The organism is Caulobacter sp. HJHS_5, assembly GCF_056683955.1.
On sequence record NZ_JBWZNC010000007.1, the window covers coordinates 27,362 to 44,594 of the forward strand.

Annotated in this window: 12 protein-coding genes; 6 read left to right on the top strand and 6 right to left on the bottom strand. The window is 69.2% G+C overall.

Features of this window, described 5'->3' with window-relative positions:
- The first annotated feature begins 3 nt into the window (after window positions 1-3).
- From ACFLIT_RS14190 to ACFLIT_RS14205, 4 genes are all read left to right on the top strand, one after another.
- On the top strand, window positions 4-2,457 hold the full coding sequence (locus ACFLIT_RS14190) for a glycoside hydrolase family 99-like domain-containing protein (RefSeq protein WP_479911904.1): 2,454 nt from the start codon (window positions 4-6) through the stop codon (window positions 2,455-2,457).
- Window positions 2,454-3,683, top strand: coding sequence for a glycosyltransferase family 61 protein (locus tag ACFLIT_RS14195; RefSeq protein WP_479911905.1), 1,230 nt, complete (start codon window positions 2,454-2,456; stop codon window positions 3,681-3,683). The genes ACFLIT_RS14190 and ACFLIT_RS14195 overlap by 4 nt, the downstream gene beginning before the upstream one ends.
- On the top strand, window positions 3,680-7,336 hold the full coding sequence (locus ACFLIT_RS14200) for a rhamnosyltransferase WsaF family glycosyltransferase (RefSeq protein WP_479911906.1): 3,657 nt from the start codon (window positions 3,680-3,682) through the stop codon (window positions 7,334-7,336). Before ACFLIT_RS14195 ends, ACFLIT_RS14200 begins: the two co-directional genes overlap by 4 nt.
- A gap of 115 nt (window positions 7,337-7,451) precedes the next feature.
- Complete coding sequence (locus tag ACFLIT_RS14205) at window positions 7,452-8,600, top strand: glycosyltransferase family 61 protein (protein WP_479911907.1); 1,149 nt, start codon at window positions 7,452-7,454, stop codon at window positions 8,598-8,600.
- Here the strand turns inward: ACFLIT_RS14205 and rfbA are convergent.
- The 5 genes from rfbA to tkt form a co-directional block, all read right to left on the bottom strand.
- Window positions 8,597-9,466, bottom strand: a complete 870-nt coding sequence (rfbA, locus tag ACFLIT_RS14210; RefSeq protein WP_479911908.1) for a glucose-1-phosphate thymidylyltransferase RfbA — start codon at window positions 9,464-9,466, stop codon at window positions 8,597-8,599. The two genes, ACFLIT_RS14205 and rfbA, sit on opposite strands and share 4 nt — an antisense overlap.
- On the bottom strand, window positions 9,463-10,344 hold the full coding sequence (gene rfbD, locus ACFLIT_RS14215; RefSeq protein ID WP_479911909.1) for a dTDP-4-dehydrorhamnose reductase: 882 nt from the start codon (window positions 10,342-10,344) through the stop codon (window positions 9,463-9,465). Before rfbD ends, rfbA begins: the two co-directional genes overlap by 4 nt.
- Window positions 10,344-11,402 (bottom strand): dTDP-glucose 4,6-dehydratase, encoded by a 1,059-nt coding sequence (gene rfbB, locus ACFLIT_RS14220; protein WP_479911910.1) that lies wholly within the window; start codon window positions 11,400-11,402, stop codon window positions 10,344-10,346. Before rfbB ends, rfbD begins: the two co-directional genes overlap by 1 nt.
- A gap of 62 nt (window positions 11,403-11,464) precedes the next feature.
- On the bottom strand, window positions 11,465-12,019 hold the full coding sequence (gene rfbC, locus ACFLIT_RS14225; protein WP_479911911.1) for a dTDP-4-dehydrorhamnose 3,5-epimerase: 555 nt from the start codon (window positions 12,017-12,019) through the stop codon (window positions 11,465-11,467).
- Window positions 12,019-13,989: a transketolase gene (gene tkt, locus ACFLIT_RS14230; RefSeq protein ID WP_479911912.1), complete on the bottom strand. Its 1,971-nt coding sequence runs from the start codon at window positions 13,987-13,989 to the stop codon at window positions 12,019-12,021. Before tkt ends, rfbC begins: the two co-directional genes overlap by 1 nt.
- A gap of 139 nt (window positions 13,990-14,128) precedes the next feature.
- Here tkt and ACFLIT_RS14235 point away from each other — a divergent pair, with 139 nt between their 5' ends.
- Window positions 14,129-15,406, top strand: a complete 1,278-nt coding sequence (locus tag ACFLIT_RS14235; protein WP_479911913.1) for a mannose-1-phosphate guanylyltransferase/mannose-6-phosphate isomerase — start codon at window positions 14,129-14,131, stop codon at window positions 15,404-15,406.
- A gap of 8 nt (window positions 15,407-15,414) precedes the next feature.
- Here ACFLIT_RS14235 and ACFLIT_RS14240 read toward each other — a convergent pair whose 3' ends face one another.
- Window positions 15,415-16,596, bottom strand: coding sequence for an AGE family epimerase/isomerase (locus ACFLIT_RS14240; protein WP_479911914.1), 1,182 nt, complete (start codon window positions 16,594-16,596; stop codon window positions 15,415-15,417).
- Window positions 16,597-16,688: 92 nt separating this feature from the next.
- On the opposite strand from ACFLIT_RS14240, the gene ACFLIT_RS14245 reads away from it, so the two are divergent.
- Window positions 16,689-17,231: a D-glycero-alpha-D-manno-heptose-1,7-bisphosphate 7-phosphatase gene (locus ACFLIT_RS14245; RefSeq protein WP_479911915.1), complete on the top strand. Its 543-nt coding sequence runs from the start codon at window positions 16,689-16,691 to the stop codon at window positions 17,229-17,231.
- The last annotated feature ends 2 nt before the right edge of the window (window positions 17,232-17,233 follow it).

Genomic DNA, 17,233 nt, shown 5'->3' on the forward strand with positions numbered 1-17,233 from the left:
CCGGTGCTGGCGCAGATTCCGAAGCTGGCCTGTGAAGGCGGCGCCGCTTCCGACGGCGATGGCGCCTATCGCTTCGATGCGACCGGCGACGCCCTCGTGTGGCGGCTCGACAGCTTCGAGGCCCATCGTCTGGCCGAACCCGCCCGCGTGGCGGTGGCGGTGAAGGTGATCGGCGACCGGGGCGAGACCCTTGCGCCTCAGGTGCAGTTCGATTTCGGCAGTGGCTTCGAGCCCGCGCTTCTCGCTTTGCCGCACTGGCCAGGCGACTATTTCGCCGCCGAGACCGATATTGACGGCCGCCGCATCCAGGCCCTGCGCCTGACCTTCGCCGACCCGCCGGGGCGCGTCGAGGTCGGGTCGTGGCAGATCGACACCCGACCGGCGGTCGTGCGGGTGAGCCATAGCCTGAAGTTCCGCCTCGTGCAGTTCGCCTGGCGGCTGATTCCCGAGCCGGTACGTCTGCGCTTCCGCCCCCTGGCGCGGCGCTGGGGGCTGCGCCTGCAGGCGCCGAGCGGCACTGCGACTGGCCGCCTCGCCGCGCCCGAGGCCTTCGAGCAGCTCTACGACTTCGAATTCGCCCGTGCCCGCAAGTGGCGCAGCCCCCATTTCGCCGCTCCGGCTCTGACGCCGCCGCGGCGGGGAGTCGAGGCACCGCGGTTACTGGCCTTTCACCTGCCGCAGTTCCACGCCTTCCCCGAGAACGAGGCCTGGTGGGGCAAGGGCTTCACCGAGTGGACCAACGTCGCCAAGGCCGTGCCGCAGTTCGTCGGTCACCAGCAACCGCGCCGACCGGCCGATCTCGGCTACTATGACCTGCGCGTGCCCGAGACCCTGCAGCGCCAAGCGGACCTCGCCCGCGTCGCTGGCGTCGATGGCTTCTGCTTCCACTACTATTGGTTCGGCGGGAGGCGCCTGATGGAGCGGCCGCTCGACCTTTTCGCCTTCGGCCAGGACGCGGATGGGAAGGGCAGGGTCGATTTCCCCTTCGCCCTTTGTTGGGCCAACGAGAACTGGACGCGCCGATGGGACGGCGCCGAGTCCGAGATGTTGATCGCCCAGGAACATTCGCCTGAGGACGATCTGGCGGTCCTGGAGGACCTGGCCCGCTACATGCGGTTGGACCGCTACATCAAGGTCGAGGGCAAGCCGCTGCTGGTGGTTTATCGCCCGACCATCCTGCCCGACGCCGAGGCGACCATGGCGCGCTGGCGCGAGCACGCGGTCAGGATCGGCCTGCCGGGCCTCTATATCCTCGGCGCCAACTCCTTCGGCTTCTCCGACTATGAGAGCTTCGGGCTCGACGGCATCGTCGAGTTCCCGCCCCACACCCTGAACGTCGGCGAGATCACCGAGCAGTTGGTGCGCTACAATCGCGATTTCTCCGGCCGGGTCTACGACTATGTCGAGACCGCCGCGGCGGTGATCGACGACCTGACCGTGCGGCGCGACCCGGCCATCCACCCCGGCGTCATGCCCATGTGGGACAACGAGGCCCGGCGTCCGGGCGCCGGTCACGTCTTCCACAACAACGATCCGACCGTCTATCGAACCTGGCTCACGGCGGCGCTGGAGACCTCGCAGCGGCTTGCGCCGGCCGAACGCCGCGTCGTCTTTGTCAATGCCTGGAACGAGTGGGCCGAGGGCGCCTATCTTGAGCCTGACCAGTGGTTCGGCCACGCCATGATCCAGGCGACCCGCTCGGCGGTCGAGAGCTTGGCGCCGAGGCTGACTGCGGCCGAGGTTCCTCCCGCCGCGGGCGCTCAAGGAGCGCGCGGCGAATCGGTCGCCCTGCTGCACGTCTTCTATCCCGACATGGCCGCCAGCCTGGCCACCAAGCTGGCCGCCGCTGGCTTCGCGCCGCACGACGTCATCGCCACCTTCCCCGATGGCCTTAGCGGCGCGGACCTCGCGACCCTCCGTGCCGCTTTCCCGGCCGCCCGCCTGATCCCGCACGAGAACCGCGGCCGCGATGTCCTGCCCTTCCTGACGGCGCTGGCGACGGCTAGGGCCGAAGGCTACGCGGTGTTCTGCAAACTGCACTCGAAACGCTCGCCGCACTTGGCGGATGGCGCGGCGGCGGGCCAGACCCTGATCGACGCGGTGCTGACCGGCCGGGCCCAGGCCTTTGTGACCGACCCGAAGCTCGGCCTTCTCGCCCCGGCCTCGTCGCGGATGCGGCTCGGCGAGAACGCAGCCATGGTCAACAACGCCGAGACCTTGAAGCGCGTCGCCGACCTGCTCGGCGGTCTGGCCTACGACGACAAGACCAGTTTTCCCGGCGGCAGCATGTTCTGGGGGCGCGTCGCGGCCTTCGAGGGACTGCTGGTCCCGCCGCCGCAGGCCTATGGCTTCGAACCGGAGATGGGCCGTATCGACGGCACGGTGGCGCATGCGATCGAGAGAATTTTCGCCGCCTGTGCCGAGAGCAAGGGCTATAGAACCGTATGGACCTTGTGACGCCCCTCCGCGCCAAGCTTGACCGCCCCGTCGCCAAGCACGTCATCGAAGTGGTCGACGAGAAGCAGGCGCTGGCCGAGGCGCTCAATGTGTTCTGGAAGTCGGCGACCCTTCCGAAGGGCGAGCACGGCCTCTGGTCCCTTCACCGACCGGTCAGTCAGACTCGCGAGAAGGACCTTAAGAAGCGGCTGCGCGGCCATACCGCCGGCGATCCCCTGCCGGACTGGCATGACGGCGCGGGCGGAGCCATGCTGTTCGACACTTATGTGTGCCGTGTCCGCAATGTGATGCATACGCCTGAGTTCGGCGCGGTGATCGATGGCGACGGTCGGCTGTATCGACGCACGGTCGCCGAGGCCCGCTACTTCACACCCACCCTGGGGCAGCTGCCGGGCATGCGGGTCAAGCAGGACCGGCTGATGTTCGATGCGCCGCGCGATCCGCCGCGCCTCGCCGCCGCGACCGTCTTCATACCCTGGGGCGCGAGGTTTAACTACGGCCATTTCGTGCTCGACGCCCTCACGGGCCTCGCGGTGATCGACGACATGGGCGCGTTGGAGAGCCACCCGCCCATCGCCCCCGTGCTGAACGCTTGGCAGCGCGAGCTGCTGTCGCTCTATCTCGGCGACCGGGCTGGTTTGGTCCGCGAACTCGACGCCCCCATCGTTCGCCTCGACGATGTGGTGTTCACCAACTGCATGGATCATTTCCTGCACGCGCCGAACAAGGTGCTGAAGCTGGTGCGCGATCGGATCATCGAGAGCGCCCGCCGGGCCGCGCCCGAGCAGGCGTGGCCTTGGAAAATCTATTTAGCCCGCCACGACCGCAAGCGGGTGATGGTCAACCAAGACAAGCTGATCCGCATGCTGCGCGAGCGCGGCTACGAGATCGTGTTTCCCGAGAAGCTGAGCGTGGCCGAGCAGGTGATGCTGATCTCGCAAGCCAAGGTCATCGTCGGAGCCACCGGCGCCGGCTTCGCCAATGTTTTATTCGCCGCGCCAGATGCGCGCATCTTCGAAATTCAGCCGACCAACTTCACCGGTATCTGGGTGCGCCAGATCTGCGATGTGGTGGGGCTGGAGTGGTTCGGCTATTTCTCGCCCTCGCCGCTCGAAGTTCGAGATTTTTACACCGAGGGCAAGCGGCGCGACGACGTGACCTTCGCCTACCGTCTGCCGCACCACAACTTCATCGAATTCCTCGATCGCAACACCGGCGGACTTTGAACAACAAGGGCATCATCGGCCGCATAGCGGGGAGTCGTCGCCGCCGACGCGACGCGGACCTCCTACGCCGCGAAATCGACGCCGCCCATTATCGCGCCCAACTGGCCGATCCGACGCCGACGGCGGCGGATCTGGCCCGGCACTATCTTGAGAAAGGCTGGCTCGCGGGCGTCGATCCCGCCCCCTGGTTCAACGCCAAGGCCTACGGCCGCGCCTATCCGGACGTCCAAGGCGCGCCGTTCCTGCACTACCTCGCTCACGGCAGGGCCGAAGGGCGCGAGCCGGCGCCGTTCCTCGCCGATCTGGCCGCTTGGTTTGACGCCGAGGACTATCTGGACCGGCATCCGGACGTGGCCCGCACCGGGGCGGACGCCCTGGAGCACTTCGCAGGCATCGGCTGGCGTGAGGGTCGGGATCCGGCGGACTGGTTCTCGATGAGGGCGTGGCGCGAGGCCAACCCCGCCGCACCGCCGGACGTCAACCCCTTCGCCCTGCATCTGCGTGATCGCCTGGAGCGCGGCTATCGCCGCTCGCTCGACTCGCCGGTGTTCGACCGCGCCGGCTGGACAACGCTGCGCGAGCGGGTAGAGGAGAGCGGACTGGTTGACGCCCGCTACTACCTGTCGACCTATCCGGAGCTCGCGGGCCGGGGGCTCGACCCCCTCGAGCACTATCTGGTCGCCGGCGCGGCGGAGCTGCGCAATCCCGGCCCCGGCTTCGATACCGGGTGGTGGGCCGCCCGGCGCGGCGTCGCGCTCGACGAGGCCCTCGCCGACTTCCTCGACCGGCAGCGCGGCGAGACCGGACGCCCGCCCGCGACGGCGGTGTTTACGCCCGGTGTCCCGGCGGGGGACGCGTCCTATGCGGTGTATGTTCATCTCGGCCGTCCCGAACTGGTCGAAAGCCTCGCCGGGCTTCTCGCCGCCTGGCCGACCGATCTGCACCTCTGGGTCGGGACGGGATCGGAGCCGGACGCCGCCTGGCTGCGTCACCGCCTCGCCGAGCGCCTGCCTCGAGCGCGGCTGGAGGTCCGGCCCGCGCCCTGCGTGGACGGCCTCGCCGTTCCGGTCGCCTTCGCCGATCTGGCGGGCCGGGCCGAGGTGGTGCTCTGCGCCCGGCTCGGCGGCCCTCCAGAGTCGCGCCGCGAGCAGTTGCGCCGCCAGGCCGAGCTGGATGCCCTCTTCGCCGACCCCGCCGCCGCGACCCAGGCCGCCGCATGGTTCGCCAGCCATCCCGCTCTGGCTTGGCTATGCCCGGAAACCCACCGCTTGACCCGCTTGGCCGATGCGTGGGCGGCGCCTGGGCGCTTGGAGCCCGTGGGCTGGCTCTATGCCGCCGCATTGCCGGCCCTCGCCGCGGCGGCGGGCGACCCGCCGGGCGTCTTCGAGCTGGAGGCGGCTTCCTGGGCTGTCGAGGACGGCCTGGCGACCGATCTCGCCGCGCGGCTGGCGGCCGTCCGCCTCGGTTGGGCGCCGTTCGTCTGGGCCGAACGGCCGCATGTCGCCCCGCCCCCGCCCCCGCCCCCGCCAGCCTCCCGGCGCGGCCCCTATGGACGTCGGTGGCCCCGGGAAGATCCCGCGATCGCGGCGCGCCGGCCGCAACCCCTGCAGCCCCGCTCAAAGGTCTATGACCCCGCTCGGCTGGATATCGCCTGGATCGTGCCGGATGTCCTGCGCGGCTCCGGCGGCCAGATGTCAATCCTGCGGCTGGTCGAGCAGCTGGCCGCCTTGGGTCATCGCCAAACGCTGTGGATTCAGAACCCGCGCGGTCCCGACCCACTGGTCGCCAAGCGGCGGATGCAGGCCTGGTTCCGGCCGATCCCCGAGGACGTCGCTGTCGTCGCCCTCCCTGACGACACGCGGGCGGTCAGCGCCGACGTGGTCATCGCCACGGAGGCCTGGACGGCCTTTCCGGCTGCCAATGTCGTCAACGCCAAGGCCCGTTTCTACCTGATTCAGGACTATGAGCCGCTGTTCTACGGGGCCGGCGACGCTGCCATCCTGGCCGAACAGTCCTACGGGCTCGGGCTCGACGCCCTGACCGCCGGGGACTGGCTGCTCGGCAAGGCCCGAGGCCACGGTCTATGGGCACGCAAGTGGGACCTGGCCGTCGACGCTGCGGCATATTTCCCGCCGGCCGGCGCTGAGCCGAGCGAGCGCGGGCCGCGAAAGGCCGAACGTCCTGTCCGCATCGCCGTCTACGCCCGCGGTTCGACGCCGCGCCGCGCGGTCGGCCTGGCGTTCGCGGCGCTGACCGAACTGCATCGCCGCGGCGTCGCCTTCCAAGCCGCCCTGTTTGGCGATGAGACGCCGCCGACGGGTTTGGCCTTCCCGCATGTCCATCTTGGCCTGACGACGCCCGAGCAGCTCGGCGACCTCTACCGCGTGTGCGACATCGGACTGGTGTTCTCGGCTACCAACTATTCGCTCGTGCCTCTGGAGATGATGGCCTGCGGCCTGCCGGTGGTCGAACTCGACGGCGAGAGCACGCGGGCGGTGTTCGCGGCCGGGGAGGTCGCCCTGGCCGCCCCGGATGTGCACGCGGTCGCCGACGCCCTGCAGGCCCTGGCCGCCAGCCCCGAGGCCCGCGCCGACCAGGCCGCCCGGGGCAGAGCCTTCGTCCAGGGCCTTTCCTGGGAGCGCAGCGCCCGTCAGCTGGAGGGCGCCCTGCTGGAGCGCCTGGCTGCGACCGGCGCGGCGGCGATCGACACGGCAGCGGTCTGCACGCCGGCGGTCGGTCGTCCGCGTCGCGTTTCGGTGGTGATCCCGACCTACAACGGCGGCCGTTTGTTCGACCGGGTTCTGGCCGCCGCCGCCGCGCAGGACTGCCCGTTCGACTACGACCTCTTGGTAATCGACAGCGGTTCGACTGACCGCACCGCCGAGATGGCCCGCAAGGCGGGCGGGCGCGTGCGGCTGCACACCATCGAAAAGGCCGAGTTCCAGCATGGTCGCACCCGCAACCTCGGTGTCGAGATGACCGATGGTGACATCGTCGCCTTTCTCACCCAGGACGCCTTGCCGGCCGATGGCCGATGGTTGGCGCGGCTGGTCGAAGCCTTCGACGCCTCGCCGCGCACGGCGCTCGCCTTCGGTCGTCACCGCGCATACCCGGCCCACGGTCCTTACGCCGCCCGTGATCTCGACGATCTGTTCGACCACATCCGCGATCTTGGACCGCTGTTCTCCAATCGCCTGGGCCTGCCCTCGTTCGTCTATGCCGGGGGGGAGGACTGGCGCAGGCTGATCGGCTTTCACTCCGACAACAATTCCGCCCTACTGCGCGGGGCGTGGCGGCATCTGCCCTATCCGGAAATCGCGTGGGGCGAAGACCAGGTATTGGGCTGGGAGATGGTTCGCCAGGGCTTCGACAAGGCCTATGTCGACGAGGCGGTGGTCTTTCATTCGCACCAGCGAAAGGCGAGCGAGCAATTGCAGACCGCCGCAGAGGAAGGCTTGCTCTACAAACGCGAATTCGGCCTGGATCTGATCCGGCCGCCGGAGGCGGCCGGCCTACTCGCGGCGATGAAGGCGCAGGACCGGGCTTGGGGCGAGGCGGAAGGCCTGTCGGACGGCGTCGTCGCTATGCGCCTGGACAGCCTGCGCCTCTCCATCGAAGGCCGCCTCAAGGGCGCAGCCATGGCCGGCGACTGAGACCTTGGGGCGGTTGGTGTGGCGGCGCGCGGCTGCGGGTGTAAACATCGGATTTCGAAGTCGATTCGCCTTTTGGCGGATCAGGGGAAGGGGCCGTTCTTGAAGGCGGCGCTGCATGCGTTTTTCTAGAGCCGGCGTCCGCGCCGCCGAGTTGGGGTCACCATCGTCCGATGGACTCCGCCTGCTCGGCGATCTGGGCGATCGGCTGGCGTGGCGGTCCAAGCCGTCCTTTCAGCGCGATTTCGAGTGGCCGGCCGAGACCCCCGACGTGCGGTTATCTCCTCTGGCGCTTTTGAAGGCCGCGCCGCGCGGCCATTTCCTGCGCTATCCGATCGCCGAGGGGCGCGCCTTCCTGAAAGGGGAGGGGCGCAACATCCTGTGGAGCCGCCATGCGCGGGCCATCGCCGCGCCCGGCGGAGGTTTGATCGAGGAGTTCAATCTCGGTGCAGGGTCGGGCGTGCCCTCCGGGCTGCTTGCGATGGACTATGCGATCGACGGCGAGGACTGTGCCGTCGCCGACCGCAAGGTCGCGCGGATCGGCGGGCTTACCGTGCCTTTCGCCCATTTCGGCGGCGAGACCTTCGGCCATGCCGTGCTCGATGGCCTGCTACAGGTCTGGCTCTGGCGCGACGCCTTGACGTCGGGCGAGGCCCGGCTTGGCCTTTGGACCTCGCCGGCTTGGCTGGCCCCGGTGCTCGAGCGCTGCGGCGTGCGCCGCTCCATCGATCTGCCTGGCGAGGTGGTGTTGCTGCGCAGGGCCGGACTGTCGTCGGCGTTGGCCGCCCACGGCGTCTACTTCCCAGCGGCCTACAGCAAGACGTTCTTCGATTGGTTGAAGGGCGTCTACAACGTCGAGCATCCCCCCCAGGGACCGCGGCGGCTGTTCATCCGCCGCACAGGCGGCTTCCCCCGACCGGTGTTGAACGCGGAGGCCCTGGAGGGCCTGGCCATGGCCCGGGGCTTCACCCCTGTCTCGCCGGAGACCCTGAGCTTCGAAGAGCAGGTACGGCTGTTCGCCGGGGCCGACACGGTGATGTCGCCTTGGGGCTCGGGGCTCGCCCTCGCGCCGCTGCTGCAGGGAGCCCGCCGCGTGGTGGAGCTCGTGCCGAGTTCCGTGACTGACGTGTGGTTCGTGCGCCAGGCCATGACGCACGGCCTGGACTACATCCCCATACTGCAGCCTTCCAACGAGGCCGGGGCCTTCGAAGCCGACGTGGACGCCATCGCCACCGTGCTGCGCGCTGCGTTCCCGGCCGCGTCCTAGCCCTCTTCGAGCAGGTCCTGGAGGTAACGCCCGTACTCGGTCTTGGACAGGTCCTGGGCGAGGCGCGCCAGTTGTTCGGCGTCGATCCAGCCTGCGTGGTAGGCGACCTCTTCCGGGCAGGACACCTTCATGCCTTGGCGATGTTCGATGGCGCGGATGAACTCGGAGGCTTCCAGCAGGCTCTCGTGGGTGCCGGTGTCGAGCCAGGCGTAGCCACGGCCGAAGCATTCGACCGACAGACGTCCGCGCTCGAGATAGGTGCGGTTGATGTCGGTGATCTCGATCTCGCCGCGCGGCGAAGGCTCCAGGTGCTTGGCGATGTCGACGACATCCTTGTCGTAGAAGTAGAGGCCGGTGACCGCCCAGTCGGATTTGGGCTGCCGCGGCTTCTCCTCGAGCGAGAGCACGCGCCGGCCGGCGTCGAACTCCACAACCCCATAACGCTGGGGATCGCGGACGCGGTAGGCGAAGACGTGGGCGCCGTCGGCGTGGTCGGCCGCGCCGTGCAGCATCTCGGGCAGCCCTTGGCCGAAGAAGATGTTGTCGCCCAGGATCAGGGCGCTGGTGTCGTTCCCGACGAACTGCTCGCCGACGATAAAGGCGTCGGCGAGGCCGCGCGGCGTCTCCTGCACGGCGTATTCGAAGTTCACGCCCCAGCGCGAGCCGTCGCCCAGCAGACGCTGGAAGATCGGGGTGTCGACCGGCGTCGAGATGATCAGGATGTCGCGGATGCCGGCCATCATCAGGGTGGCGACCGGATAGTAGATCATCGGCTTGTCGTAGACCGGCAGCAGCTGCTTGCAGACGCCGAGCGTGGCCGGATAGAGCCGGGTGCCGGAGCCCCCGGCCAGAACGATACCCTTCATAGTCCGCCGGACTCCTCGATTTCATCCAGGCACTGGGCCAGGCTTTCGCGCCAGGGGCGCGGCCTCCAATTGAGCAACTCCGCCGCGCGGGGACCGTCAAGCCGCGAGTTGGCGGGGCGACGTGCGGGGGTGGGATAGTCGGCAGTCGCGATCCGCTTCAGGGCGGGCCGCTTGCCGAGCCGACGTTGCATCCGCGCGAACACTTCCTCGGCGAGGTCCGCCCAGGTGGCGTCGCCGCCGCCGGCGGTGTGCAGCACGCCGAGCGGCCCGTCGGAGGCCTGCAGGGCGAGAACGGCGGCGAACGCCGCCTCCGCCACTTCCCGCGCCGAGGTGGGACGGCCGAGCTGGTCGTCGACGACCCCGACCTCCTCGCGCGCCTGGCCGACGCGGATCATGGTCTTCACGAAATTCGCGCCGAGCGGACCATAGACCCAGGAGGTCCGCAGGATCGCCCAACGGCCGCCCGCTTCGGCCACGGCCGCTTCCCCGGCAGCCTTGCTGGCGCCGTAGACGCCCAGCGGAGCCAGGGGGTCGGTCTCGACGTAGGGCGTGGGCTTCGTGCCATCGAACACATAGTCGGTCGAGATGTGGACGAAGGGGACGCCGCGCGCGGCGCAGGCGCGAGCCATGCGGCCCGGCGCGTCGCGGTTGAGGGCGAAGGCCGCCCCGGGCTCGCTTTCGGCCTTGTCGACAGCGGTATAGGCGGCCGCGTTGATCACCGCGTCCGGCGCGGTCTCGGCGATGAAGCCCTCGATATCGCCTGACGCCAGGTCGAGGGTTTCGCGTCCAGCCGCGAGCACCCGCCAGCCCGGCGCGTCCATGCGGGCCAGTTCGCCGGCGACCTGACCGGCGCGGCCGAAGACCAGCAGGGTCTTCATCAGGACGCCTTCTTCTCCAGGCCTTGGCGTTCGGCGGCGGCCGCCTTGAGCGGCTCCCACCAGTCGCGGCGCTCGACGTACCACTTCACGGTTTCGGCCAGCCCGGTCTCGAAGACATGCCGCGCCCGCCAGCCGAGTTCGCTCTCCAGCTTGGTCGCGTCGATGGCGTAGCGGTGATCATGGCCCGGACGATCGGCCACGAAGGTGATCAGATTGCGGCGCGGACCGATGCCGGCGCTCGGGGCCACGCGGTCGAGCTCGTCGCAGATCGCCTCGACCACCTGCAGGTTGGTGCGCTCGTTGCGACCGCCGACGTTGTAGGTCTGGCCGGGCCGGCCGGTGGTCAGGATGGTGACCAGGGCGTGGGCGTGGTCGTCGACGAACAGCCAGTCGCGCACGTTCGAGCCGTCGCCGTAGACCGGCAGCGGCCGGCCTTCGAGGGCGTTGATGATCACCAGCGGGATCAGCTTCTCGGGGAAGTGATAAGGCCCGTAGTTATTCGAGCAGTTCGAGATCACCGCCGGCAGGCCATAGGTGCGATTCCAGGCCATCACCAGATGGTCGGAGGCGGCCTTGGAGGCGGAATAGGGCGAGGACGGATCGTAGGGCGTGGTCTCGGTGAACAGGCCGTCGTCATCGAGGCTGCCGTACACCTCGTCGGTGGAGATGTGATGGAAGCGGAAGGCGTCCTTGGCGGCGCCTTCCAGGCTCCGCCAGTGGTGCAGAGCGGCCTGCAGCATCACATAGGTTCCGACCACATTGGTCTGGATGAAGGCGCCCGGGCCGGTGATCGAACGATCGACGTGGCTTTCGGCGGCGAGGTGCATCACCGCGTCGGGCTTCTCGCGCGCGAAAATCTCGGCCACCGCTTCGGCGTCGGCGACATCGGCCTGCACGAAAGCGTAGCGCGGCGAGGCCTCGATCGACGCCAGGGAGGTCAGGGTGCTGGAGTAGGTCAGCTTGTCGAGGTTGATCACCGAGTGGTCGGTGTTCTCGATCAGGTGACGGCAGACCGCGGAGCCAATGAACCCGGCGCCGCCGGTGACGAGGATTTTCAAAACTGGGTTCCCGGAGACTACAACCCCGCGGTTGTTTAGCCGCGTGGTTCGCCCACGCCAACCTAATCCCGGAACGGGGAGGCGAATTCGGCGAGGGTCGGCCAGGTCGCGTCGCGGTCATTGATCACGGGCGTAAGCTCGGCCGGCCAGTCGATCCCCAGCGCCGGGTCGTTCCACAGCAGGCCGCCTTCCGACGCCGGGGCGTAATAGTCGGTGACCTTGTAGAGCACGTCGCAGTCGTCGGTCAGGGTGAGGAAACCGTGGGCGAAGCCCTTTGGCACCAGCAGCTGCCGCCAGTTGGCCGCCGAGAGTTCGGCCGCGACCGCCTGGCCGTAGGTGGGCGAGCCGACGCGGATATCGACCGCCACGTCGAGGATCGCGCCGTTGGCCACGCGCAGAAGCTTGTCCTGCGCATGCGGCGGCGCCTGGAAATGCAGGCCGCGCACCGTGCCCCTTTGGGGTGAGCGCGAATGGTTGTCCTGCACGAAGGCGCTCTCGAACCCCGCCTCGGCCAGGGCCGCGGCGCTGAAGGTCTCCGAGAAGAAGCCGCGCTCGTCGCCATGCTTCTTCGGCTCGATCAGGAGCACGTCGGGGATGGCGAGCGGCGTGATCCGCATCAGGCGAGCCTGGCCTTGGCGGCGGCGACGACGGCTTCGGCGGTGATGCCGAATTCCTTGTAGAGCCGCTCGTAGGGGGCGCTGGCTCCGAAGCCGGGCATGCCGACAAAAGCGCCGTCTTCACCGATGAAGCGCTCCCAGCCGAACTTCACCGCCGCCTCGACGGCGACCCGCACCGTGCCCTTGCCGAGGGTGGCCTCGCGGTAGTCCGTCGGCTGCTGCTCGAACAGCTCCCAGCAGGGGGTGGAGACGACGCGCGTGGCGACGCCTTCGGCCTGCAGCAGGTCGCGCGCGGCGGCGGCGATGCCGACTTCGGTCCCGGACGCGAAGAGCGTCACCTTGGCCTCGCCGTCGGCGGCGAACAGCTCATAGGCGCCGCGGGCGGAGAGGTTGACGGCGGCGTCGGTTCGCACGGCTGGGGTCTTCTGGCGCGACAGGGCCATGACCGAGGGCGTGGTCCGCGCCTGCAAAGCGAGCTTCCAGCACTCGGCGGCCTCGACCGCGTCGGCCGGACGGAAGACCAGGAGGTTCGGCATGGCGCGCAGCGAGGCGACGTGCTCGACCGGCTGGTGGGTCGGGCCGTCCTCGCCGAGACCGATGCTGTCGTGGGTCATCACGTGGATCACGCGGGCGCCCATCAGCGCGCCCAGGCGGATCGCCGCGCGGCTGTAGTCGGCGAAGGCCAGGAAGGTGCCCGAATAGGGGATCACGCCGCCGTGCAGCGCCATGCCGTTCATGGCCGCGGCCATGCCGAACTCGCGAATGCCGTAGTGGACGTAGCGGCCGTCGTAGGTCGGCGTATCGAAGGGGCGCATGCCCTTGACGAAGGTGTTGTTCGAGCCGGTCAGATCCGCCGAGCCGCCGACCATTTCGGGAATGTGCGGAATCAGGCGTTCCAGCGCCGAGCCGGAATGAACGCGCGTGGCGTTGTTCACCTTGGCGGCGGCGGCCTCCGCGATATAGGCGTCGAGGGCGGCGAAGGCGCCTTCCGGCAGGTCGCCGGCCATGGCGGCGCGGAACTCGGCCGAGCGGTCCGAGGAGGCCAGCTTCTCTTCCCACGCCTTGCGGACGCGGGCGCCGCGACGGCCGGCCTTGCGCCAGGCGCGAACCACGTCTTCCGGCGCATCGAACGGGCCGTGGGTCCAGCCCATGGCGCGCCGCGCGTCGGCGATCTCATTGTCGAAGAGGGTATAGCCGTGGCTGTGGGGGTCGCCTTCCTTCGGACCGCCGCCCTTCGAGATCAGCGTCTTGCACGCGATCATCGTCGGCCTGTCCTGCTTGGTCGCCCAGCGCAGGGCGGCGGCGATCTTGCCGTGGTCATGGCCATCGACAACCTTCACCGCCCAGCCGGCCGCCTTGAAGCGAGCCACTTGGTCGCCGGCCTCGGCGATGGTCGCCTCGCCGTCGATGGTGGTGTTGTTGTCGTCGAAGAGGACGGTCAGCTTGTTCAGCTTGAAGCGGCCCGCGAGGCTGATGGCCTCGTGGCTGACGCCTTCCATCAGGCAGCCGTCGCCGGCGATCACCCAGGTACGGTGATCGACGATGTCGTCGCCGAAGCGGGCGGCCAGGTGGCGCTCGGCCATGGCCATGCCGACAGCGGTAGCCAGGCCCTGGCCCAGGGGGCCGGTGGTCGTCTCGACGCCGGGTGTGTGTCCAAACTCAGGGTGACCGGGGGTCTTGGAGCCCCACTGCCGGAAATTCTCGATCTCCTGCATGGTCACGGCCTTGACGCCGGTCAGGTGCAGCAGGGCGTAGATCAGCATCGAGCCGTGGCCGGCCGACAGCACGAAGCGGTCGCGATCGGCCCATTCCGGCCGGGCGGCGTCGAACTTGAGGAACTTGGTCCAGAGAACGGTCGCCACGTCGGCCATGCCCATCGGCATGCCTTGGTGACCGGACCGCGCCTTGTGCACGGCGTCCATGGAAAGCACGCGGACGGCGTCAGCCATCTGGACAGGCGAGGCGGCCATGGTCTCCGATTCCATAAAGTCCTAAAGACGTCGGGCTCGTTGCATGACCCCGCCAGAGGGTCAAGCAAACGGGAGCGATTGCATGGAACAGTGACGCGGCGGCGACGTTGTCGGCCACGGTTCCAGTGTTGGGGATGGCATGGCGATCTATCCGGTGATTCTCTGCGGCGGTTCGGGCACGCGCCTGTGGCCCGCCTCGCGGCCCGATCGTCCCAAGCAGTTTCTCAAGCTCACGGGCGACCGCTCCAGCTTCCAGGAGACCCTGCTGCGCCTCGATTCGGCGGCGGAGGTGAAAGGCGCGGTGGTCGTCACCGGCGCCGGCATGTTGCCGATGGTGCAGGACCAAGCGGCCGAGATCGGCAAGGCGATCACCGTTCTGGTCGAGCCGGAAGCGCGCGATTCCGGCCCGGCGGTCGCCGCCGCCGCCGCCTATGTGCAATCGATCGACCCCGGGGGCGTGGTGCTGATGCTGGCCGCCGACCACCATGTCGCCGGCCTGGACGCCTTTGGCGCGGCGGTGGCGGAAGCCGCCTCGGCCGCCCGCGACGGCTATATCGTCACCTTCGGAGTGCGCCCGTCGGCCCCGGCCATCGGCTACGGCTATATCCGGCCGGGCGAGCGCCTCCGGGGCCAGGTGCGGGCGGTGGAGGCCTTCGTCGAGAAGCCCGACTATGCCACCGCCCAACGCTATGTCGCCGAGGGCTATCTGTGGAACAGTGGTAACTTCGCTTTCCTCGCCTCAACCCTGCTGGGCGAGATGGACGCCTTCGAGCCGGCGATGTCGAACGCGGCGCGCGAGGCGGTGCAGGGGGCCGGCGTCGAGGGCGAAGTCCTCCGCCTGTCGCCCGAAGCCTTCGGCAAGGCGCCGAAGAAGTCGCTCGACTATGCGGTGATGGAGCGGACGCAGAAGGCCGCGGTGGCGCCCGCCACCTTCATCTGGTCCGACCTCGGCGCCTGGGACGCGATCTGGGAAGCTTCCGAGCGCGACGAGGCCGACAACGCCCGCAGCGGCGACGTGCTGCTGACGGACTCGCGGGGCGTGCTGATCCGCTCCGGCGGCCCGTTCGTCGGCGCCTTCGGGGTGTCCGACCTTCTGATCATCGCCGAGCCCGACGCGGTGATGGTGGCGCGTCGCAACGACGCCCAGGCGGTGAAGGCGCTGGTCGACGCCTTGAAGGCGGCCGGCCGGGAGATCGCCACCCAGCATCCGGTCAGCAGCCGGGCCGGCGTGACCCGCCAGGTGTTGGCCAAGGAAGGCGGCGCCGTCGTCGAGCTGTGGAAGTTCGAGGCCGGCGCGACGGCCGAGCTGCCGGCGGGCGAACACCAACTGCTGAGCGGCGGCCTGGAAGGCGGCGCCGCTCCCGTGGGCCTCATTCGCGCCGCCGAGCCGACGACGCTGGTTGTCATTCGCAAGTAGTGGGGGCGTCAAGCCCCCGCCGCCTTGACCGCCCGGTCGAGCACCAGCACCGCGCAGACGATGTGATAGAAGGAGCTGGCCGGGGCGGGCTCCTGCACGAAGGTTCCGTCCGGCTGGTACTTGTCGCGCCAGAGGCCGGGCGCGAGGTCGCTGCTGAAATACTTCATCAGGCCGCGGACGCCGCGGACGGCGCCGCGCCAATCGTCGTCGGCCCCGCTCTCCGTGGCCAACTGGGCGAAGGCCTTGATGCGTTCGGTCTGGGGCCACAGGCGCGCCGAGGCGTCGTGCACGCTCATGTCGTCGAGCAGCTGATTCATCGCCACGCCTCGGGCGGGATCGACGCCTGGCCCTTCGCCGATCTCGATCAGGCGGCGGGCGGCGACGGCCGCGTCCGGCCGTTCGGCGATCCCGGCCCAGCGCAACAGCAGCCAGGCCCATTCGAACTGGTGGCCGGGCTCGACGATGCGGCCCTCGACGCCAGGGGCTGGGTTCCAGTCGCCGTCGAAGAATTCGCGCAGGCCGCCGCTCTTCGGGTCGATGAACTTGGTCAGGGCCAGGCCGGCGATCTCGTCGGCCAGGGCGCGCCATTTGCCGTCGGCGTCGCCGCCGTCGCTCTCCGCCCAGGCCAGGCTGGCTTCGAACATGTGCATGTGCGGGTTGGACTGCAGCGGCAGGGTGCGCGGATCGCTTTCCTCGAAGCCGGCGACCGGGTGGCCGAGCTCGGCCTTCAGACGATCGCGCAGGGCGGCGGCGCGGGTCGCCAGTTCCGGCGGCCGGTCCAGGGCGCCGTAGGCGGTGGCCAGGGCGAACAGGCCGAAGGCCTGGTCGTAAAGGTCGACCTTGTCGTCGAGCGGCGCGCCATCGGCAGCCACCAGGGTGCGGAACAGGCCGTCGGGTCGCGTGTAGTGGTCGAGGTACCAGTCTAGGCCGCTCTGCACGGCCTTGCGCCAGGGCCCCTTCCAGCCGAGCTCGCCAGCGACGGCGTAGGCGAAGACCTGCCGGGGCTGCACGCGGGCTCGGCGTGGCGCTTCGACCGGCGAGCCGTCGACGTCGAGCTTTTCCTGAAAGCCGCCGCGCTGATGATCGTAGCCGACGGTCCACCACAGGGGGTAGGCCTTGGTCAGCAACCAGGTCTTGAGGGCGTCGCGGGCGCGGGCGGCTTCGGCCAGGGCTTCGTTGTCGGTCGTCATGCGTCCCCCGATATTCTGGTTCAGCTTGTCTCGCCGTCCGTCGGCGATCACAAGGGCGAAGCTCCAACGCGCCAAGGCCGAAACGGTTTTAGATGTCCGATCCGCTGCGTCCCGCCGTGCTGTTCGACCGCGACGGCGTTCTGAACATCGACAACGGCTACACCCATAGGGTGGAGGACCTGGCCTGGACGCCGGGCGCCCGGGCGGCGATCAAGCGGTTGAACGACGCCGGCGTGCTGGTGCTGGTGGTCACCAACCAGTCGGGCGTGGCGCGCGGTTATTATGAAGAGGCGGCGGTCGAGGCCTTCCACGCGGCCATGCAAGATCAGCTCGCCGCGATCGGAGCCCGCTTCGACGATGTCTATAGCTGCCCCTACCACTCGACCGGCGTCGTCGAGCGCTACATCCACCCCGATCATCCCGACCGCAAGCCGAATCCCGGCATGCTGCTGCGCGCCATGGCCGAGCATGGGGCCGATCCGGCCCGCACGGTGATGATCGGCGACAAGTCGTCGGACCTCGAGGCGGCTCGTCGCGCCGGTGTCGAAGGCGTGCGCTACCACCACGGAACCGATCTCGACGCCCTTATCGCCAGCCTGCTGCCGAGGCTGGTCTCACCGCCTGCTCAAGGTTAGAA

Bases quoted from the DNA above. Each gene is read 5' to 3' on its own strand.
- ACFLIT_RS14205 (WP_479911907.1), top strand. From the start codon at position 7,452: ATGCGTTTTTCTAGAGCCGGCGTCCGCGCCGCCGAGTTGGGGTCACCA.
- rfbA (WP_479911908.1), bottom strand. From the start codon at position 9,466: ATGAAGGGTATCGTTCTGGCCGGGGGCTCCGGCACCCGGCTCTATCCG.
- ACFLIT_RS14235 (WP_479911913.1), top strand. From the start codon at position 14,129: ATGGCGATCTATCCGGTGATTCTCTGCGGCGGTTCGGGCACGCGCCTG.
- tkt (WP_479911912.1), bottom strand. From the start codon at position 13,989: ATGGCCGCCTCGCCTGTCCAGATGGCTGACGCCGTCCGCGTGCTTTCC.
- rfbD (WP_479911909.1), bottom strand. From the start codon at position 10,344: ATGAAGACCCTGCTGGTCTTCGGCCGCGCCGGTCAGGTCGCCGGCGAA.
- ACFLIT_RS14240 (WP_479911914.1), bottom strand. From the start codon at position 16,596: ATGACGACCGACAACGAAGCCCTGGCCGAAGCCGCCCGCGCCCGCGAC.
- rfbC (WP_479911911.1), bottom strand. From the start codon at position 12,019: ATGCGGATCACGCCGCTCGCCATCCCCGACGTGCTCCTGATCGAGCCG.
- ACFLIT_RS14245 (WP_479911915.1), top strand. From the start codon at position 16,689: ATGTCCGATCCGCTGCGTCCCGCCGTGCTGTTCGACCGCGACGGCGTT.